Genomic DNA, 18,550 nt, shown 5'->3' on the forward strand with positions numbered 1-18,550 from the left:
CTTGGGAGGCGTACCATCGATCCGTGAACGCTTCCCTCGTCAGATTCCTTAATTCCAGACTTTATGTCTGGATTTTTTTATCTTTTGATATCCCGATAGAAGTTTTCATGCGGCCCAATCGCTTCGAGATAGATTAGCCGCACCGCTTCATCAAGCGTGTAACCAAGCAGATACAGCTGGTTATGGCTGTGGAATTTGTACACAAATAAATCAGCAAGATCCCCCTTCTTTCGCTCCCCGACGCTGGGATTAGCCGCCACTACCGCTGCGGCGATATCGACATCGGCGGCCACCTGGTCATGAAGTTTCTTGTAGGCACGGGCAAAACGGCGGGTTTGTTTGAGCGCGAAGCTCATCAACACGACTTTCTAGGAATGAAAGCGGTAGCCTCTTCGCGAGGTTCGGCCAAGGAGACCAGTGATTCGGCAATGAAGCTAACAGGCAGATCAGGATTATCAAGTGCAGCACGCCCCACCTTTGCCCAATATTCGACTTGGCCTGCAATACTGCGGTGCTCAGTCAATGCCTCACTGCGCGCCTGCTCATAGAGAGTCTGGTCAATTCGGATCGAAGTGGATGTCATTTTGCTTTGCCTCCTGTGTTGCCACAATTGTAGTAGTGGGCGCTGCTGCTTTCAATTCGCGCTGCTCGACACTGCGCGAATCAACTCACTTGGATATTCCAGATGGCCGAGCCGATGGTATACAGGCCAAAGCCGAGCACGGCGCCACCGGCGATCCAGCGAACCCATTTTTTACGGGTTAGGGCGGAGAGTTGCGCGGCGAACGCGCCCATCAGTAACAGGTTTGGCAAGGTGCCGAGGCCAAACCCCAGCATCAGCAGTGCGCCTTGTGTCGCGCTGCCTGCCGAAAGCGCCCAGATAAGCACGCTGTACACCAGCCCGCAGGGCAGCCAGCCCCAAACAAACCCCAGTAATAACGCCTGTTTCGGAGTTTTAACGGGCATCAACCGGCGACCCAGTGGCTCGATGTAGCGCCACAGGCGTGAACCGACGCGTTCGATGCGCGTAAGCCCAAACCACCAGCCGCCCACGTACAAACCCATCAAAACCATAAAGCCGCCGGCAACCATGAGCAGATAAAGCTGGGCATGTTGCATCGGGATCAGCGATAAGCCGAACGCACCGATCAATCCGGCAATGGCACCGGCGATCACATAAGATGAGATGCGCGCAAGGTTATAGGCAAGCAGATAAGGCAATAGCTGGCCGGGCGTGGCGCGTTTTTCGGGTGGCAGGCCGAAGGTGAGTGCGCCGACAATGCCGCCGCACATGCCGATACAATGTACGCCGCCAAAAAATCCGACCAGTAAGGCCGCCCAAAATGTCATGTCTGCGGGCATGTGTGCTCCGATGGTGTTCGCGCAAAATTGAACAATTCAGACAGCGATACTGCCTCTTGATTCCCGTACGGGTATAACCAACACTGACAAAATGAATTCTACGCTAAATGAACCACAGGATGCCGCTGCCCCACAGTCGGCACCGTTATCAACTGAGCCAGCCGACATTATCGATTTTTTACGTGCGAATCTGGCCGAGCTGCCGCTTGTCGATCAACCAGCACTGTCTCGCCGGTTGGCTGGGGCTGAGCGTGCCTTGCAGCAGAATCGGCTGGATGCGGGTCGGCTGGCCGAGCTGGTCACGGCTTTCGAGGCCAGTGCGGCCTTGTTGACGGAGCGGCGTTCGGCAGAATTGAACATCGATTATCCTGCAGAGCTGCCCGTCAGCGGCCAGCGCGAGGCGATCATGGATTTGATCCGCGCGCATCCGGTGGTGATCGTGGCGGGGGAGACCGGTTCCGGCAAAACTACTCAGTTGCCCAAGATGCTGCTGGAGCTGGGCTTTGGCGTTAAAGGCCAGATTGGCCACACCCAGCCTCGGCGCATCGCGGCGCGAAACGTGGCTAGCCGATTAGCCGAAGAGCTGGGCGTGACGGGCGCGGGCGTGGTCGGCTACAAGGTGCGTTTTTCCGATCAAACCCGTGCGAGCAGTCGCGTCGCGGTGATGACTGATGGCATTTTGTTGGCCGAAATTCACAGCGATCCTGATCTGTTGCGCTACGACGCGCTCATTATTGATGAAGCGCACGAACGCAGCCTGAATATCGATTTTCTGCTCGGCATCGTGCGCCGCTTGCTCGATCGTCGTCCTGATTTTCGTTTGGTGATTACCTCCGCCACCATCGACACCGCCCGATTTGCTCGGCATTTCGCCGGTACGGACGCGTCGGGCGAACCGCAACCCGCGCCGGTTATCACCGTGGCAGGGCGGAGTTTCCCGGTCGAATATCGCTATCGGTCATTGACTGCACCACAGAATGACAACGACACTGAGACGGAGGAAGAACGGGATCTGCCCGCCGCCGTCGTGGCTGCTGTCGATGAATTACATGCAGAGGCGCAAACCACCGGCGGGGGCGACATTCTGGTCTTCCTGCCGGGCGAGCGGGAAATCCGCGAGTGCGCCCACCGGCTGGGTCGGCATGGTTTGCGCCATACGGAGATTTTGCCGTTGTTTGCGCGCCTGTCCGCCGCCGAGCAGCAGCGCATTTTCGCGCAGCACACGGGCCGGCGCATCGTGCTGACCACGAACGTCGCCGAAACGTCACTCACCGTGCCCGGCATTCTTTATGTGATCGATTCGGGCTTGGCGCGAATTGCCCGTTACAGCCCGCGCTCACGGGTGCAAAAGCTGGCGGTGGAAGCGATTTCGCAAGCATCGGCGAACCAGCGTGCGGGCCGTTGTGGCCGAATCGCGCCGGGGGTGTGCATTCGCCTGTTTGATGAGGCCGATTACGCTGGCCGACCGGCGTTCACCGATCCCGAAATTCTGCGCACCAACCTCGCCTCGGTGGTGTTACGCATGATCGAATTGCGTTTGGGCGAGCCGGAGCATTTCCCGTTCATTGAACCGCCCGATTCACGGCAACTCGCCGGTGCCCGCCGTTTGTTGTTCGAATTGGGCGCGCTCGACGAGCGCCAGCGCATCACGCCATTGGGGCGCCAACTGGCGCGCTTGCCGGTCGATCCGACCTTAGGCAGGATGGTGTTATCAAACTTATCGAAGGCAGACGCCACCTCGGTGGATATCCTGATCGTCGTGGCCTTCCTGTCGATACAAGACCCGCGTGAACGCCCAGCCGATCACGCGCAGGCCGCCGATCAAGCGCAACAGGCGTTCCGCTTGGCCGACTCGGATTTCGCGGGCATTCTGGCCCTGTGGGATCAATGGCATACCGTGGTGCGACACGAGAACCAGCGCAAGCGGCGCGACTGGGCGAAAAAGCATTTCCTCTCGTATAACCGGCTGCTGGAATGGCACGATCTGTTCGGCCAGTTGCGTGAACAAGCCGATGAAATCGGGCGGGTGAAATTACCCGATCCTTTGCCCTTGCCTGTGATGACAGATGGCGATGAAGCGCCACTGCGTGCGCGACTTGATGCTCTGCATCAGGCAATGCTGCCTGGTTTGCTGGCGCAGATTGGCCTGCGCGATGAAGCCACGCGAACAGATAAAAACACGCCAAAAGACAGCCGCGACCAACGCGGCAAGAAGCAGCGTACGCCGACGATCTACATCGGCGCGAACAATCGCCGCTTCCAGATTTTCCCCGGCTCCCAACTGGCCAAAACCCAGCCCAAATGGCTTATGAGCGCAGAAATCGTAGAGACGACCCGCGTCTACGCGCGCATGAACGCCACCATCAATCCGCGCTGGATCGAGGATATGGCCGCGCATCTGACCACGCGTGAATACAGCGAACCGCGCTGGGATCAACGGGGCGGACGCGTGGCCGCCTTTGAAACCGTCAAACTGTTCGGCTTGCCGATTGTGACCAAGCGACGGATCGATTTTGGCCGCATTGATCCGCTGGGCGCGCGCGCGATCTTTATTCGTGCCGCCTTGGTTGAAGGGGAATTCGATAGCGGGCTCAAATTTTGGCGACACAATCAAGCCCTGATCGACGAAATTCGGGAAATCGAAGCGCGTAATCGCCGCCCCGATTTGCTGATTGATGATCAAACCCTGTTCGATTTTTACGAAACCCACCTGCCTGCGGAAGTCTACGACGCGCATACGCTGGTGCGCTGGTTGAAAACCATCACGCCCAAACAGCCCGATGTGCTCTGCATGACGCGCGATGATCTGCTGGCGCGTGAGCCGGTCGAGCTCGATCCCGCGGGTTTCCCCGATCGGTTGTCGATGGGCGCGTTCAGCTTGCCGCTGGCTTATCACTTCGCGCCCGGCAGCGCGGATGATGGTGTCACCCTGCGTCTGCCGTTGGCGGCACTCAAACAAATCGATGCCGATCGGGCCAGCCACCTCATCCCTGGTTTGCGCCGTGAAAAGATCGAAGCGCTGATTCGCAGCCTGCCCAAAGCCGACCGCCGCCATTTCGTGCCCGCGCCGGAATTTGCAGCTTCCGTTAATGAACGGGTGTCCGTTGATCGTGGCGGCCTGCCGGCGCAAGTGGCCGAACAACTGGCCCGCATGACAGGGCACAAAATCACCGCCGATGCCTTCGATGAACGCAGGCTGGAACCACATTTGCGGATGCGATTTGCCTTGATCGACGCCAAGCAGACCGACCCGGATAAGCAAATCATCGATGCCGACCGCGATCTTTCAGCCCTGCGGGCGCGTCACGCCGCCGCAGCCGAGCGTGCCCTGGTTGAGCGCACGCGCCATCGACTGGAACGCGATGACCTCATCGACTGGTCGTTCGGCGAACTGCCCGAAAGCCTCACGGTAGAAGAGCTCGGCGCTGAACTCACCGCGTACCCCGCCTTGATCGATCAGGGCGACTGCGCCGAAGTGCGCCTGTTCGATGCGCCGGAACGTGCCGTGCTGGCGCACCGCTCCGGCGTGGTACGCTTGATGCTTATCGCCCTGGGCGAGCAGATTCGGCATTTGAGCCAATACCTCAAACAAGAGCGCAGCCTCGACCCGGCGCGGTTGCAATACAGCCAATGGTCGAACACACGCCCTTTGCCCGCTTTTGGTTTGACCTTGCCCCAACGGCGCGATGCCGCGTTCGATCAGGCGTTAATTGCTCGCAGCATCGCCAAACTCGCCGTAGACGCCTTACCCTTCATTCGAGACGAGTCCACATTCCGTGCCCGCGTCGAACGATTGAAGCCCCAACTGGATGATACGGTGCGCCGATTGGCAGCCCAAATACGCACGATCTTCGCGCAACATCAGGCCCTGCGCGCCAAACTCAAAGGCCGCCTGCCCCTGTCGCAAATCGAAGCCGCGCGCGAAATTGCCGAACAATTCGATTTATTGTTCTACCCCGGCATGATCTGGAACACCCCGCAAACCCTGCTCGACAACCTGCCGCGCTACCTCACCGCCGCTGAAAAACGCCTAGAAAAAATCGACCGCCACCCCGAACGCGACCGCATGTTGCGCGTACAGTTCATGCCCGTCTGCGCCCGCGTCACAGACAAAATCACCGCAACCGCACCCACCCCGGAAGCGTTCGCAGCACTCAATCAATTGCATGAACAACTCGAAGAATGGCGCGTCGCCACCTTCGCGCAAGAACTGGCCCGCAAAGGCGCACCCGGCGCCAAAGAAATCGAGCAAGCCATCAAACAACTTTCGCATTAACAATGAGCCTGCGTAACCTTACGTGGTCAATTATCAGGGTTTCATTTAGCGAAGATCGGGCCGTTGCAGCGTTGATTATCGCAACTGGGTTGACAGATCGGGCGATCACAGTAAGCTCGAAACAAATCACGAACCTGATTGAGTAATGTTGGCGAAGGAGTGTTTATACAAATCTATGAAGCCCTCTATTTCTTAATCAGGTATTTAAATCAAAAGGGATAGGTGAGCGGCGACAGTGTTATACATCCACCCTCAACCGAAATATACGCCTGCCAAGGCGTATATTGCTTGTTATGCGGCAGGAAAGGGCGCGGCGAAATGCTGACGGTAGAAGGTTGGTCATGAATCAAGAGTGGATTCTTCAAACAAAAGAAACTCGCCGAGCGTTCTCAAACGCGACCTGGGTTCCATTGAGGGCATCCATTAATGACGAGAAGGGAAATGTTAAAAACATTGGCTACATCAGCGAATATTTTGGTTGCGGGTCTGCCGCGTTTCCACCAGAGAATCGGAAATTGGTTGAGGAGCGCCTAGGCTGGAGTGATATCGGAATAGGTCATACCGTAGCGCCTTATGCTTACGAAGATGGCTATTACGCATCCATTGATCAGTTTCAGTACAACGATAAAGAGCCAATAGGCGTTAATCTCGTCTTTGAACATCCTCAGCCTGTTGTTGGTGGAAAACAATTGATATTGAATCCTGATCTTGTCGTTGCGCTCCGCCTGATAAAAGAAGGAACTAACTGGGTTAGACCCGAAGAGAATTTCGTTGTAGTGGCCCGCGAGAGTTTTGATGACAAAGGCGAACATCGCCTGATCGAAATCAAGCGAGAATTTCTCGTTGACTATTTGGCCGCAAGAAATCTTTCGCTTCGCCTCTCTTATTACCGCCAAAGAGTGGAGAACGTACCTCTGCTTAAAGGCAGCGAGTACGCAAACCTAAAAGAACATCGAGAGGAGCGAGACGGCGGCCGATTTGAGCTTCTAATTCGCGGCATTAATGACGTTTTCGGAGGTGGCTGGGCGATGTTCCGTGCTTGGCGAACGGACGTCGATGAAGATGAAGACGCCCCTGTGATGGGGCCAGAAGATGACCATAACACCGACCATGAAAGCTCGAAAGGGCATCGCGGCGGTTATGAAGGCGTTCGAGTTGAGGGTGAATTCTGGCGAGATGAATGGGTTGAACATCAATCTCAAAGCATCCGCGTTCGTGGAGATACAGACATAAATCTCCCTCAGTTTATTGCCGAGACTGACGGGAAGCGCATGTCCTCTTCCGAATTGGATAACGAGGATATTGGCCGATGGCTTTGGTTTCGTTCAAGTGTAGTGACCGACCTTCTAGGCCACCGCGGCTTCGCCCTGAAGTGGTACACGGCGGAGACTGGTGCTATTTGCTCGACCTCCGGCTACGCCACGCACTTCGGTATCAATTCTGCTGACTTGCTGACAGTCTACGCCTACGACATCGCTCGGCTCCCAGCTTGGGAGCAGCATATCTGGGCAGCCCATAACGTTGCGCCCGACGGCAAGGTCTCAGGAGAATTGCTATCAGCGCAAGTCAAGACCGAACCGGCGTCTACACATGCGGTTGAGGAGATGCTCTTTGGGAGCATGCGACTGCTCGAGCAAGGCTTCCGCGACAAGTTCGGGATTGACTTGTTCAGCCACGATATCGATGACGAATCGGCTATGCAGCAGATTTCTCGTTTCCATAGCAGGGACCAGGCGTCATTGCTAAGGCTGGCGAAGGAACTTGTCCGCGTATTCTCAGACCGACTCAACATTAGCGACCTTCGCAAACTTTCAACCCACGCGGAGAAGGAAAGGCTTGGTTCAAACAAGCTTCTGCAAGATGTTTTATCTCAAAAGGTTGGGGCTGATAAGGCCCGCCAAGTCTTTGCCGAAATTGCTGGGGCTTATGATATGCGCGTCGGTGATGCACATCCGACCGGATCAAAGGTTGCAGATGCCATCAAGCTTGCAGGCATTGATCAAAGCAGATCGCATCTAAGGCAAGGTGAGCAGCTTATCCACAACTTCGGGCGAGCGGTTTGGTTTATAGGTAAATGTCTCTTCGGACAACCTGAACCACGTGAAAGCTAGGCCACATGCCGCATAACATGGCGCTCAACCTCGCTCCCTTCGGTCGCTGGACGCTGCGCGATAAAGCCGCGCAGCGCCGGTTAGCTCTACGTTAGGCACTTCGGTGATTCAGGGTGTTTTCTGTCAGTGATTTGGCAGCCAATTCGGGCTACAAACTCACCCTTCAAATTTCGGCTCGCGCCTTGTCGGGCTTTCGCGCATAGTTGCCAGTAAAGGCGTGGTTTACAGGGTGGTTCCGTACATCATGAGTTCTCGGTCTTTCATGAGTTTCGCGCCTAACATCACACTCAACTCGTCCGCCCACCCGCTGCGTGCTACGTCGTTTGGCTCTGTACAATACGAGCATTATGTGTAAAAAATTTTGAGAAATACAACATGGCATTTAGCGAATTTGAATTAAAAAAACACGAAAAGATGTTGAAGGCTTATATCGAAAAGCACAGGCCGCCCGCCCACATTCGAAACGAAATCGATCTCGGTTACAGGCAAGCAGGACAAAGCGTCGAAATTTTCGAAATTCGTTCGCGCTGGGATAACCCAAAAGAGAAAATGGAGAACCCTGTTGCAAAAGCAACCTACGTCAAAACACAAGACATCTGGAAAATATACTGGCAAAGGGCTGATCAAAAATGGCATTCCTACGTGCCGCATCCTACCGTCAAAAGCTTGGAGGCGTTCTTGAAGGTTGTTGAGGATGACGAATGTGCGTGCTTTTACGGTTAAAACAAATCATTCCAGCCGACTCATTGCCCCACCGCACTTTTGTGGCTTTATTTCATCTATCGGCTGAGTTTAATCGTTAAGCCTGTAGAAAAACCTTCTCGGCAAGAAAAATCCGTGACCAAGAGCTAAAACCGACGCCGTAAAATGCTCTTTAATCGGCGATTTTCTGGTCAATAAGTGTCTCGATACGTCCTTTTCTATGACAGTTTTGCCGCTTAAAGAATTTTTTCTACAGGGTTATTAGGCGGGGAAAACAGCCTGATGAACATCCATATTTTTATGAAGCATGCGCACCACTAGAATCTCCTCGTTTGAGAGGCACTCGTAAAATACCACATGGCTCTGAAAAGGATATTTGCGCACACCTGTTTCGATGTAATCACAGGCATTACCAAGTGTTGGCGAATCGGCCAGTATCTTGAAAGTTTCATCCAAGCCTTTGAGGTAATGCAGGCGTTGTGCTCTCCCCCAATGTTTTTCTGTGAATCGTGCGATTCCACGCAAATCGGCTTTTGCGGAGTGGCTAAGAGAAAATTTGCCCATTAACTCAATTCATTATCGAGTTCGGCCATAAACTTTTCATAGTTGTATTCAGCCGTTCCACTGGCTCGGCCTTCTGCTATTAATTGGCGCAGTGTTTCCAGTTTCTGTTCTTCATTCTCAAGCAGGCGCAAACCAGCGCGCACCACCTCTGTCGCTGAGCCATAGCGGCCTTTCGACAGTTGAGCTGCAATAAACTGATCAAAATGGTTTCCCAAGCTGACACTGGTGTTTTTTGCCATTGGGTTGTCTCCAAGAAATACCAATATTTGGTAAATATTGCAAAAGGCACCTAGCAAGTCAATCCAGATTGCCTTCAACTCAGAGCGGCAGGGCGTGCACGGCGCTCAAATCAATTCAGTAAGAAACTGAACTCGCCGTGTTTTCGACATGCCCTCAGGATGCTTTACTCCAATCCCCCTGCCATACAACCGGGCCGACCGGCTTGTTGCCAATTGGCTTGCCGGTGGGTTCCAAGCTGATGGCGAGTTTGGTTTGTGCAATCGTATTGCTCCAGAGTGCGGGGCGTACCGTGACGCTTTCCCCTTTCTTCATCGGCAAACTGCCAACGGCCACCGTTTGTCCTTGCGGGGTAATTAACCACAGAACGGCTTGTTTGTTAATTTCTTGATCGGCATTTGTCAAACAGGTGACTTGAAGCTGCTGTGTTGTTGTATCCGCCTTGGCTTCCCACATGGCGGATTGGCCTTGTGCCATCGGCATCATGGCGATGCTGTCGGCCTGCATGGTTGGCTTGTTGGGCACAAAGACGCCGACGAGCAGCCCGATTCCGATCATGGCGACAATGGCTGCGGCCATGCGCCAACGTAGCAATGCGCTGCCGACATCCTGCGCCTGATGATCGAGCTGTCGTTCGATGCGGGACCATACCCAGCCGAGCAACGGGCGCGATTCGCATTGTGACAGCAGGTGATCGGAGATGATCAGCGACCAGTTGGTGACGGCACGCCGTTGCTCGGGCGATGCTTTGATTGCCCGCTCGGTCAACCGATCGGTTGGTTCGTCCAGCAGACCGAGGACATATTCGATGTGTTCAGTGGATTCGTTCATGTCAGTTCACCAGGCCAAGACAGGATTTGAGATTGATTAAGGCGCGTCGAATCCAGCTTTTCACGGTGCTGAGTGACGTGGAGAGTTCATCGGCAATTTCTTGGTAGGTATGACCGAACCAGAAAGCTTTGTGGATGGCCTGACGCGGTTCGGCACGCAGTGCTTCGAGGCACCGTGTCATGGCCTCGCGATCCATGAGTTGCCAGTCGTGTGGATCGCCGTCCGCCGATCCTCCTTGATGGCCCTCCGGGGAGAGCAGGGGGGCATCGGCCAGTGCCAGAAAATCAGCCCAGTCCGCTGTGGTAATTTCCCGGTTGAACCGGCGCAACAAGCTGATCGCACGATGGTGCGCGATGGCGGCCAGCCAAGTCATCGGCTGCGCGCGGGCTGAATCAAATCGGCCCGCTTGCTGCCAAACCGCCAGAAAAACATCCTGAACGCACTCTTGCGCGCGACCTTCCTCTTTTAGTATACGCAGGCATAACCCGTAAAGTGGTCCGGATGTGCGTTGATACAGTTTTTGGAATGCGGACCGGTCCCCCGCTGCCGTGGCTTGCAACCACTGTGTGAGCTGATCATCGTCTTGATTACGGTCCTTGTTCGATCGATTGGGTTTCATGCTCATGCCGATCCGGCTCCTCTTGATTCGTTTGGAGGGGTGGTTCATCCCGTCGCTCGACACACTGCGCTGGCCATTATCCGTGGTGATTATCCCTGGGGATGTTCTTGGAAGATCGCTTGGCATGCTCATCATCGCATGCATGCGGCCCGTGTCGAGCTGTGTGCAAACCCTCATCGTTTCGTTTTTTCTGTTTGCTCACAATTCAGAATACGTGCTCAAGTCGGATTCGGTTGCATCCCGCGTTCAGTTTATTTCAGCCATAAACGATTTTTTTTGCATCCCATCGCCACTTCCGTGCGTAGATGAATTGCGAGACGAACCTGCTCGCAAACCGTCGAGCGTCGACGGGCATATTAATTTGCCGCTCGCGCCGGTCGATGAAACTGGATTTATTTTTCAATGAGTTGATGGAGATTTTTTGATGAAAACCCGTACTTTGAAAGCTGCTGTGATTGCCTCTACCGCCTTGTCTGCTGCCTTGGTGGCAGGTACTGCCTTGGCTAATCCGTTTGTCAGTCAGCACGGTGCCTCTCTGGTGAAGGTTTCCGATGCTTCCTGCGGTGCTAACATGAAAAAGAGCGATAGTTCTTGTGGCGCGAACATGAAGAAGAGCGACAGTTCCTGTGGTGCCAACATGAAGAAGAGTGACAGTTCCTGTGGCGCGAACATGAAAAAATAAGTGCGACATGGTCGTCTCCCTTGGCTCATCTCTGGTGGGCTAAGGGCATCCGGACGTAACGAGGATCGATTGATTTTGCCTTGGCATTCGGTGTCTGCGCGAGATTGATCTATCCTTTTACCACTAGTGGCCTGACTATTCGGGCCCTGCACACTGTTTGGTCAGCCGCATGGCGTCCAAGTCATTTTTGGCGTTGCCCTTGGTTCTTGCGAGGTGTCACGTGCCGACCTGACAGTGTGGAGGGTGATTCGAAAAAGCGAATCGCGATCACTCAATCCTGACTACCCCTGTTTTGGGTTGATGCCCCTCGATTCTGGCGAAGGAGGTTGCAATGATTACAGATGCGAAACATGTGCTGGTCGGCGTGGGTTTGCGGCGCGGCTCGTTGATGCAGCAGATCGAAACCGATCACCCCGATCTTGATTTTTTGGAAGTCGCGCCCGAAAACTGGATGCGATTGGGGGGTGCAGTCAAGCGGCAGTTCGAGTCCCTGCTGGAACGCTATCCCTTGTATCTGCATGGACTGTCACTCTCGATCGGCGGGCCAGCCCCACTGGATGTGGATTTTCTCAAATCGCTGCGTGCATTCATCGATCGCTATCAACCCGTCCTCTACAGCGAACATCTCTCGTTTTGTACGGACAATGCGCATCTCTACGACTTGATGCCGATTCCGTTTACCCGCGTGGCAATGCGACATGTGGTCGAGCGTATCCATCGCGCTCAGGACATTCTGGGGCAGCGGCTGACGTTGGAGAATGTGTCTTATTACACCGCGCCCGATGCCGAAATGAACGAGTTGGAATTTCTGACCGAGATTTTGCAGCAAGCCGATTGCGATTTGTTGCTTGATGTTAATAACGTGTACGTTAACAGCGTCAATCACCGCTACGACCCGGTGGCCTTTCTTGATGCGCTGCCCGTTGAGCGCGTGCGTTATCTGCATGTGGCGGGGCATTTGCAACTCAGCCCCGATTTGATTGTGGACACGCACGGCGCTGCGGTTGCCGATCCGGTCTGGGATTTGCTGGCGCACACATACACTCGTTTCGGGGCCGTGCCCACATTGCTGGAGCGGGATTTTGATATTCCGCCGCTGGCGGATTTGATGCAGGAGGTCGCCCAGATTCGCCGTGTGGCCGCCGGTGCGCACAACAAAGTGCTGGAGCCGGTGGCATGAACACGGATTTTTTGACACTGCAATCCCAGTTCACCGCTTTTATCCGCAATCCCGAGCATGCGCCGGTGCCCGAAGGCTGCGATCCCGAGCGGATGAAGCTCTACCATCAACTGTTTTTCAATAACTTTGATGGCATATTGGAAAACACCTTCGACCGCACCCGAGCCCACCTCGCCGATGAGCAATGGCAAGTGCTGGTGAAATTATTCTTTTCCAGCGTGCCGCAACATTCGCCTTATTTGGTGGATGTGCCTGCACGATTTCTCGAGTTTTTGCAGGAACAGAACACGGTACCCCTAGCCGAAGCATTATTGGAGTTGGCCGCCTTTGAGGCGACGCTGCACGAATGCCGGATGGCCGAGGATATAACGCTGCCCCAAGCCCCTCAAACGCAGGCTGAAGATGTGTTTGATGGTGCCTGGCAACCGCACCCCCAAGGCGTTTTGTTTGAAAGCGCTTATCCGGTGAATCAGGCCGATTTTCCACTGGATGAAGCGCCTGCCCAGCCGACTTTGCTCTGGATTCAGCGGGATGATGCCGGTGTGGTGCAGATCTATAATTTATCAGCAGCCAGCGCGCGTTGGCTTGTGTTGCTGGATGCTCATGCAGGTGCAACGCCAAATGTTTCACTGGCGCAACTGGCCCAAGAGCTCAATGTTGAACCAGATAGCTTGGCCGAGTTTGCGTGTGCACAACTGGCCGATTGGATAGCCGATGGTGTTTTGATTCCCGCCTTAAGTCACTAGGGCGATGCAACGCCATCGTAACTGTTGGATAAAGGTGTTCGTCCGGCTTGCGCTGGCGAGCACTGTTCTGATCGTCCCGGTTACTGTTCCGGCAGCCAACACCCAGCCTACGCAAGCAGAACAACAAATCACGCGCCCACAGGTCGATTGGCCTGTTCTTCCAACCGCCTTGCAGAAAAAACTCAACAAGGCGTTAGCAGATCAAGCCCAGCAAAACGGGCAGAGCACCCGCGATTACCACACCCGTTGGCTCAATGCCGATGGCCTGCCGATGTTCACCAATCGCCTGATTTTAAGCGATTCGCCCTATCTGCTCGAACACGCCCACAATCCGATCAATTGGTACGCCTACGGCCCTGAAGCGCTGGCGGCGGCCAAAGCGCAAAACAAACCACTGTTTATTTCGATTGGTTATGCCAGTTGCCATTGGTGCCATGTGATGGCCCGCGAGAGTTTCGAATCGCCGGCGGTCGCGCGGGAATTGAATCGCCATTTCATTGCCGTGAAGGTTGATCGCCAACAGCAGCCAGCGCTCGATCATCGCTATCAGATCGCTGTGGCATTGGTGAATCAGGGGCAAAGCGGTTGGCCTGCCAGTGTGTTTGCGTTGCCGGATGGCCGACCTTTTTTCACCCAACTTTATCAACCCGAACCCTCTTTTTTGGCGACGCTGAATAACGTGCATCATGTATGGCAAACGAAGCGGCCAGAGGTGACAAACGATGCGGTCAAATTAACCGCATTGATGCGCCAAGTGCTCGATCAACAAGCCAAAGCGGCAAAATTGGATGATTCGGTTCTGGCAAGAACCGTCAACGCATTGACCGCTCAATTCGATCCGTTCCAGGGCGGGTTTGGTGATGGCGCTAAATTCCCACAGGCCACGCGATTACTCTTTTTGCTGGATTGGTTGGCGCGGGAGCAAGCGCATTTGTCGCATCCAAATGCGGCAGGCGGCGTTTCTACCGCACAAACAAAAGCGTTGCAAAGTGAGCTGGTGCTGACCTTAAATCACATGGCGCGCGGCGGCTTGTTTGATCAAATCGGTGGTGGGTTTTTCCGGTACAGCACCACACCGGATTGGCAGGTGCCGCATTTTGAAAAGATGGCCTACTATCAGGCCATGCTGGCGCAAACCTACCTCAAGGCTGGGCTGGTTTTGGGCAACGCCCGAGACTGGCGGGTGGCCGAACGCACGCTCGATTTTGTGATCCGCGATATGAGCGCTGCCGATGGCGGGTTTATTGCCGCCTTGAGCGCAGATAGTGCCGTCAGTCATCGGGCGGGTGCGGCAAAAGAAGAAGGTTATTTTTACACCTGGACGCCCAAGGAAATAGCCGAAGCGCTGCCACACTACGAGGCGCTTTTGGCCGAACGGTATTGGTCGATCACGGCCAGTGGCACTGTAGATGGCCGCAGCGTGCCGCATCAAGGGGATGCGGCGGTTCAAGCCACTATGGCAAAGGACGAAGGCATGAGCCTGCCTGCATTGACAGCCAAAATGGTCGCGATACGTGCCAAGCTAGAATCTGCGCGGAAACGGCGGCCCGCGCCTGGGCGTGATGACAATCGCATCCTCAGTTGGAACGGCCTGCTGATTGAAGCGCTCGCGGATGGCGGGCGAGTGCTCGGCGTGCCAAGATTCATCGCTGCGGCGCAAAAAGCCGCGGAATTTATCGACACAAACATGCGCTTGCCAGATAAGACGCTAGCGCACAGCTACAACCGCGGCGTGGCCAGCGGGCGGGCGAATTTGGCCGATCATGCCGATTTCGCGCTCGGCTTGGTGGCCTTATACGATGCCACGGGCAAAAATCATTGGTTGCGCGCGGCTCAAAAACAGGCGCAAATCATCATGCAGGATTTTGCGGCAGCCAATGGCGGCTATTACGATCACAAAGCCTTGCACACAAAAGCCGATAGTGATGTGTTGAATTTGCCGTCCCGCCCGATTGACGACGGTGCTGAACCGGCGGGCAATGCCCAAGCACTGGCTTTGCAGTTGGCGTTGGCGGCGCGCACGGATGATGCCACCTATCAAGAAGCCGCCGAACGGATGCTGGCAAGCTTTTCCGGCTTGATCGTCCGTGACCCGACCGACTTCACCGGCCTGCTGGCGGGGCTATCTGATTTACGCCACGGCTCGGTTGGCAGTCTCGCGTTCGCCGGTAAAGGCAATGTCCGAATCGAAGCGGCGCGCACGGCAAAACACACTGCCGAAGTGCGGCTGCATTATACGGCGCCTTGGCACAGCAACGCCCACGATGCCTCACCGGGCTTGATTCCCACGGCTATCACGGTAAGCCCCGATGCGTTTGTCCGGCAAATTGATTATCCGCAGGGTGAAAAAGTAAAACTGGCCTTCAGCGATCAACCGTTAAACCTCTATACGGGCACGCAGGTTCTGGACATAAAGTTGAATCCTCATGTGTCCGGACCGATGCGGATTAGGGTGCAAATTCAGGCGTGCAGCGATGCCACCTGCCTGGCACCGGAGGATCTGGCGATCTGGTTGCCGCTCTGATTACTCATCCGGCACGAGACGGTTTCGACCTGAGGTAAGCTCGAAAAACCCGTCATTCCCGCTTAGGCGGGAATCCAGTGCCTTGATTTTTCTGGGTTCCCGCTTTCGCGGGAACGACGAATCATAGGTATTTCGAGGTGCCCCTGAATCATCCGAGGTTCATTTGTGAACTGATCGGTCGAGTTGTGACTTATTTCCGGGTATAGGTCCCGAAGACGCGGTCCCAGAACGATGTGACCACACCGAAGTTGTGTTCATTGTGGCCGTAGTGATGGATCGCATGGGCGCGTTTGAGATTTCTGAACCACTTGTTGTGACCGCGCCAATGGTGCTCGCCGTGATGCAACCAGGTGTAAATGCTGTATCCGAGCAACAGGCCCATCGCAAAGCCGCCGCCGATTTGCCAACCTGCCAGATAAACGGAGGGCAAAAAAATGATTCCAACGATCAACAGCAGGCTGAGCAGCGTGGGTGTGCCCATGGCCTCGGTCGGGTTGTGGTGGTGCTCGCCGTGCCATTCTTTAAAGGGCGAGAGGTGGTGCAATACGAAACGGTGCAGGATGTATTCCAGCAACGTCCAGCCGACAAAACCCAGCAGTGCCGCCGCCAGAATAGGAATTGCCTCTCTTTTCTCGCTGAAGTAGAACAGTGAAGCAACCGCAAGGAAGGGTGCTACGAGATAGACGGCCAGATCAACGGTATAAGCCACTTTGCCCAATTTAAAACTCAACAAACTCATTCTGCAATTGACTCCTGTCAACGATGATGGGAGAGATCGGCACTCTCAAGTGGTGCGACACTGAGCAAACAATGGATTAGAGCCACACCCGGTTTTAAAGTTCGACTGCATACCTCAGTGAGGCAATATCATTTGCTCAGATTCGTCTTTGAGCAATGTTTTTATTTGCACCATGCTTTTTTTGCGGTGATTTACAGGTATTGGCATCTTGTGGTGGCGCACCGCTTGCCCCATATTTGTCTTATGTTGCAGGTCGGAGGGCTGGCGATGAAATTCAGACAAACCATGATAGTGGTGATCGCGATGGCACCGTTTTTCCCCATGACATCGTGGGCGGAGGATGCGACGGTTTACCAGTGCAAGGATAAAAATGGCACGGTGATATTTTCGGGTACCCCTTGCGGCAGTGACGCGAAAGAACGCGTAATTACTGCGCCGAATGCGGGCACTGGGGGCGATACGAAGGGCATCAAGGAACTGGCGAGTCAGTATGATCAGCGCCAAGCTCAAGAGCGAAAGGAAGCTGCAAAAATTGCCGCTGCCCGTGCGGCTGCCCAAGCAAGGGCGCAGGCTGAGCAGCCATTGCCAAGCAACGAGCCTGAGATTATTGGCTATCCAGTGACGGGTTACTATCCTGGCTACGTTCCGAACAATGGCGTGAGCTGGGGGTTGAATGTTTCGGGTGATGGCTGGTCGGCGGGAATCAGCACACGGCCGCCACATGATGGCCATGCGCATCATCGTCCACCAAGGCCGCATCCGAATCCACCACCGATACCTTATGTGTATAAAAATCCCGGTATCTCAGGTCAATTCCCGGGCGGTGCGCCGGGCTCAAGCGGTTCGAATTTTCAGCCAGTTCGGCCCTGATCCTTCGGGCCCAACGGTGCGATCAATTCGGCCAGGCCGGATAATTCGGGTAACTGCGCCAGGGCCTTATGCAGATGTTTCCAGGTCAATGGTAAATCCTTGAGATAGCCATGCTTGACGTCACGAATGCTCAAACGGGCAAAAATGCCCAGCACTTTCAGATGCCGTTGCACGGCAACCCAAGCAAAGTCATTGCGCATCTGTTCAAGCGGCCATATTTCGCGCAGATCCGGCGGGCATTGCTGCCAAAAAACCGCCTGCAATTTGCTGACGAGTTCTTCCGGCCAGTCGATGTAGCTGTCCCGAAGCAGAGAAACGAGGTCATAGGGCCGTGGGCCGCGAACGGCATCCTGAAAATCGATGGCAACGAGCCGGTCATCCTGCACCATTAAATTTCGGCTGTGGTAATCCCGGTGAACGAACCCTTGCGGCATGGTTTGCAGCCGAGCGCTGATCTCATCGCGCAGCCGTTGCCATCGGGCGGTTTGCTCGGCATTGAAAGGTGTGTCGTGGTATTGCGCACTGTACCAGTCCACAAAGAGATCCATTTCACGATTCAACGTGGCCGTGTCGAAGCGGGGAAGGTCGGCAGTTTGGGTTTGTGCCACTGGGGCCAGAAGCCGAACGGCCTCTTCGAGTCGTGCGTTGACGGCGTCAATCGAATGACCGTGCCGCCATTGGAAGAACGTGCAATCTCCCAAATCCTCGAGCACCAGAAAACCCTGTCCAGTATCGCGTTCGAAAATGTTTGGTACGGCAACGCCCGCAACGGTTAAACGTTCCTGCATCTCGATGAACGGACGGATGTCTTCGCCCGGTGGTGGCGCATCCATAATGATACGGGTGTCGCCATTAGTGAGCCGCAAGCGCCAGTAGCGTCGGGCACTAGCATCGCTGGATGCGATTGCTGGGGGAGGCGCATCGGGAAAGTGAGAACGAACGAAGACAAGCAAGGCTAGGGTGCGTTCATCGGCAGTGTTGGGTGATCTTTGCGACATGATTCATCAGAGCTGGGGGCAAAAGAGCAGCATAACGGGGTTTGCTTGAGATGTGATCTACCTGCTGCTGATTTTTGTGTAACTGCGCACCCAGGTGGCGGTGAGGAAT

Annotated in this window: 18 protein-coding genes; 9 read left to right on the top strand and 9 right to left on the bottom strand. The window is 54.9% G+C overall.

The features are described from left to right. Positions 1-77: 77 nt before the first annotated feature. From HNEAP_RS01360 to HNEAP_RS01370, 3 genes are all read right to left on the bottom strand, one after another. Positions 78-356, bottom strand: coding sequence for a type II toxin-antitoxin system RelE/ParE family toxin (locus HNEAP_RS01360; protein WP_012823179.1), 279 nt, complete (start codon positions 354-356; stop codon positions 78-80). After that, the gene (locus tag HNEAP_RS01365) at positions 356-583 is read right to left on the bottom strand and encodes a ParD-like family protein (RefSeq protein ID WP_012823180.1); all 228 of its coding nucleotides are present in this window, start codon (positions 581-583) and stop codon (positions 356-358) included. Before HNEAP_RS01365 ends, HNEAP_RS01360 begins: the two co-directional genes overlap by 1 nt. A gap of 80 nt (positions 584-663) precedes the next feature. Then, positions 664-1,362: a sulfite exporter TauE/SafE family protein gene (locus tag HNEAP_RS01370; RefSeq protein WP_012823181.1), complete on the bottom strand. Its 699-nt coding sequence runs from the start codon at positions 1,360-1,362 to the stop codon at positions 664-666. Between the two features lie 91 nt (positions 1,363-1,453). Here HNEAP_RS01370 and hrpA point away from each other — a divergent pair, with 91 nt between their 5' ends. The 3 genes from hrpA to HNEAP_RS01385 all read left to right on the top strand — a co-directional run bounded on the left by hrpA (position 1,454) and on the right by HNEAP_RS01385 (position 8,472). Continuing rightward, positions 1,454-5,638, top strand: coding sequence for an ATP-dependent RNA helicase HrpA (gene hrpA, locus HNEAP_RS01375; protein ID WP_012823182.1), 4,185 nt, complete (start codon positions 1,454-1,456; stop codon positions 5,636-5,638). A gap of 341 nt (positions 5,639-5,979) precedes the next feature. Continuing rightward, positions 5,980-7,749 (top strand): hypothetical protein, encoded by a 1,770-nt coding sequence (locus HNEAP_RS01380; RefSeq protein ID WP_012823183.1) that lies wholly within the window; start codon positions 5,980-5,982, stop codon positions 7,747-7,749. A gap of 375 nt (positions 7,750-8,124) precedes the next feature. Further along, positions 8,125-8,472 carry a DUF3024 domain-containing protein gene (locus HNEAP_RS01385; protein ID WP_012823184.1) on the top strand — a complete coding sequence of 116 codons (348 nt, stop codon included), beginning with the start codon at positions 8,125-8,127 and terminating at the stop codon, positions 8,470-8,472. A gap of 240 nt (positions 8,473-8,712) precedes the next feature. Here HNEAP_RS01385 and HNEAP_RS01390 read toward each other — a convergent pair whose 3' ends face one another. The 4 genes from HNEAP_RS01390 to HNEAP_RS01405 form a co-directional block, all read right to left on the bottom strand. Then, positions 8,713-9,015, bottom strand: a complete 303-nt coding sequence (locus HNEAP_RS01390; protein WP_012823185.1) for a type II toxin-antitoxin system RelE/ParE family toxin — start codon at positions 9,013-9,015, stop codon at positions 8,713-8,715. Then, positions 9,015-9,254, bottom strand: coding sequence for a type II toxin-antitoxin system ParD family antitoxin (locus HNEAP_RS01395; RefSeq protein WP_012823186.1), 240 nt, complete (start codon positions 9,252-9,254; stop codon positions 9,015-9,017). The genes HNEAP_RS01390 and HNEAP_RS01395 overlap by 1 nt, the downstream gene beginning before the upstream one ends. Positions 9,255-9,408: 154 nt before the next feature. Continuing rightward, positions 9,409-10,083 carry an anti-sigma factor gene (locus tag HNEAP_RS01400; protein WP_012823187.1) on the bottom strand — a complete coding sequence of 225 codons (675 nt, stop codon included), beginning with the start codon at positions 10,081-10,083 and terminating at the stop codon, positions 9,409-9,411. A 1-nt stretch (position 10,084) separates the two neighbouring features. Beyond that, the gene (locus HNEAP_RS01405) at positions 10,085-10,708 is read right to left on the bottom strand and encodes a sigma-70 family RNA polymerase sigma factor (RefSeq protein WP_012823188.1); all 624 of its coding nucleotides are present in this window, start codon (positions 10,706-10,708) and stop codon (positions 10,085-10,087) included. Between HNEAP_RS01405 and HNEAP_RS12780 the strand changes: the two genes are divergently transcribed. The 5 genes from HNEAP_RS12780 (at position 10,701) to HNEAP_RS01430 (ending at position 15,834) form a co-directional block, all read left to right on the top strand. After that, the gene (locus HNEAP_RS12780) at positions 10,701-11,108 is read left to right on the top strand and encodes a hypothetical protein (RefSeq protein WP_041600324.1); all 408 of its coding nucleotides are present in this window, start codon (positions 10,701-10,703) and stop codon (positions 11,106-11,108) included. The genes HNEAP_RS01405 and HNEAP_RS12780 overlap by 8 nt on opposite strands. Positions 11,109-11,126: 18 nt before the next feature. Further along, on the top strand, positions 11,127-11,384 hold the full coding sequence (locus tag HNEAP_RS01415) for a hypothetical protein (RefSeq protein ID WP_012823189.1): 258 nt from the start codon (positions 11,127-11,129) through the stop codon (positions 11,382-11,384). Between the two features lie 331 nt (positions 11,385-11,715). Next, positions 11,716-12,564 carry an HvfB family MNIO-type RiPP peptide maturase gene (locus tag HNEAP_RS01420; RefSeq protein WP_012823190.1) on the top strand — a complete coding sequence of 283 codons (849 nt, stop codon included), beginning with the start codon at positions 11,716-11,718 and terminating at the stop codon, positions 12,562-12,564. Next, a complete protein-coding gene (locus tag HNEAP_RS12120) occupies positions 12,561-13,310 on the top strand; it encodes an HvfC family RiPP maturation protein (protein WP_012823191.1) in 750 nt (249 codons plus the stop codon). Before HNEAP_RS01420 ends, HNEAP_RS12120 begins: the two co-directional genes overlap by 4 nt. A 34-nt stretch (positions 13,311-13,344) precedes the next feature. Next, positions 13,345-15,834, top strand: coding sequence for a thioredoxin domain-containing protein (locus HNEAP_RS01430; protein ID WP_049772437.1), 2,490 nt, complete (start codon positions 13,345-13,347; stop codon positions 15,832-15,834). A 190-nt stretch (positions 15,835-16,024) separates the two neighbouring features. On the opposite strand, the gene HNEAP_RS01435 is transcribed toward HNEAP_RS01430, so the two are convergent. Next, entirely contained in the window at positions 16,025-16,573 is a 549-nt protein-coding gene (locus HNEAP_RS01435) for a sterol desaturase family protein (RefSeq protein ID WP_012823193.1), read from the bottom strand. Between the two features lie 267 nt (positions 16,574-16,840). On the opposite strand from HNEAP_RS01435, the gene HNEAP_RS01440 reads away from it, so the two are divergent. Next, positions 16,841-17,443, top strand: a complete 603-nt coding sequence (locus HNEAP_RS01440) for a DUF4124 domain-containing protein (protein ID WP_012823194.1) — start codon at positions 16,841-16,843, stop codon at positions 17,441-17,443. Here HNEAP_RS01440 and HNEAP_RS01445 read toward each other — a convergent pair. Further along, entirely contained in the window at positions 17,425-18,441 is a 1,017-nt protein-coding gene (locus HNEAP_RS01445) for an aminoglycoside phosphotransferase family protein (protein ID WP_012823195.1), read from the bottom strand. The two genes, HNEAP_RS01440 and HNEAP_RS01445, sit on opposite strands and share 19 nt — an antisense overlap. Positions 18,442-18,550: the final 109 nt, after the last annotated feature.

It is taken from the genome of Halothiobacillus neapolitanus c2, from assembly GCF_000024765.1.
GTDB lineage: Bacteria > Pseudomonadota > Gammaproteobacteria > Halothiobacillales > Halothiobacillaceae > Halothiobacillus > Halothiobacillus neapolitanus.

Coding starts and splice junctions, on each gene's coding strand:
- HNEAP_RS01370 (WP_012823181.1), bottom strand. CDS start 1,362: ATGCCCGCAGACATGACATTTTGGGCGGCCTTACTGGTCGGATTTTTT.
- HNEAP_RS01380 (WP_012823183.1), top strand. CDS start 5,980: ATGAATCAAGAGTGGATTCTTCAAACAAAAGAAACTCGCCGAGCGTTC.
- HNEAP_RS01420 (WP_012823190.1), top strand. CDS start 11,716: ATGATTACAGATGCGAAACATGTGCTGGTCGGCGTGGGTTTGCGGCGC.
- HNEAP_RS01435 (WP_012823193.1), bottom strand. CDS start 16,573: ATGAGTTTGTTGAGTTTTAAATTGGGCAAAGTGGCTTATACCGTTGAT.
- HNEAP_RS12120 (WP_012823191.1), top strand. CDS start 12,561: ATGAACACGGATTTTTTGACACTGCAATCCCAGTTCACCGCTTTTATC.
- HNEAP_RS01405 (WP_012823188.1), bottom strand. CDS start 10,708: ATGAGCATGAAACCCAATCGATCGAACAAGGACCGTAATCAAGACGAT.
- HNEAP_RS01390 (WP_012823185.1), bottom strand. CDS start 9,015: ATGGGCAAATTTTCTCTTAGCCACTCCGCAAAAGCCGATTTGCGTGGA.
- HNEAP_RS01365 (WP_012823180.1), bottom strand. CDS start 583: ATGACATCCACTTCGATCCGAATTGACCAGACTCTCTATGAGCAGGCG.
- HNEAP_RS01415 (WP_012823189.1), top strand. CDS start 11,127: ATGAAAACCCGTACTTTGAAAGCTGCTGTGATTGCCTCTACCGCCTTG.
- HNEAP_RS01445 (WP_012823195.1), bottom strand. CDS start 18,441: ATGTCGCAAAGATCACCCAACACTGCCGATGAACGCACCCTAGCCTTG.
- HNEAP_RS01360 (WP_012823179.1), bottom strand. CDS start 356: ATGAGCTTCGCGCTCAAACAAACCCGCCGTTTTGCCCGTGCCTACAAG.
- HNEAP_RS01440 (WP_012823194.1), top strand. CDS start 16,841: ATGAAATTCAGACAAACCATGATAGTGGTGATCGCGATGGCACCGTTT.
- HNEAP_RS01395 (WP_012823186.1), bottom strand. CDS start 9,254: ATGGCAAAAAACACCAGTGTCAGCTTGGGAAACCATTTTGATCAGTTT.
- HNEAP_RS12780 (WP_041600324.1), top strand. CDS start 10,701: ATGCTCATGCCGATCCGGCTCCTCTTGATTCGTTTGGAGGGGTGGTTC.
- HNEAP_RS01385 (WP_012823184.1), top strand. CDS start 8,125: ATGGCATTTAGCGAATTTGAATTAAAAAAACACGAAAAGATGTTGAAG.
- hrpA (WP_012823182.1), top strand. CDS start 1,454: ATGAATTCTACGCTAAATGAACCACAGGATGCCGCTGCCCCACAGTCG.
- HNEAP_RS01400 (WP_012823187.1), bottom strand. CDS start 10,083: ATGAACGAATCCACTGAACACATCGAATATGTCCTCGGTCTGCTGGAC.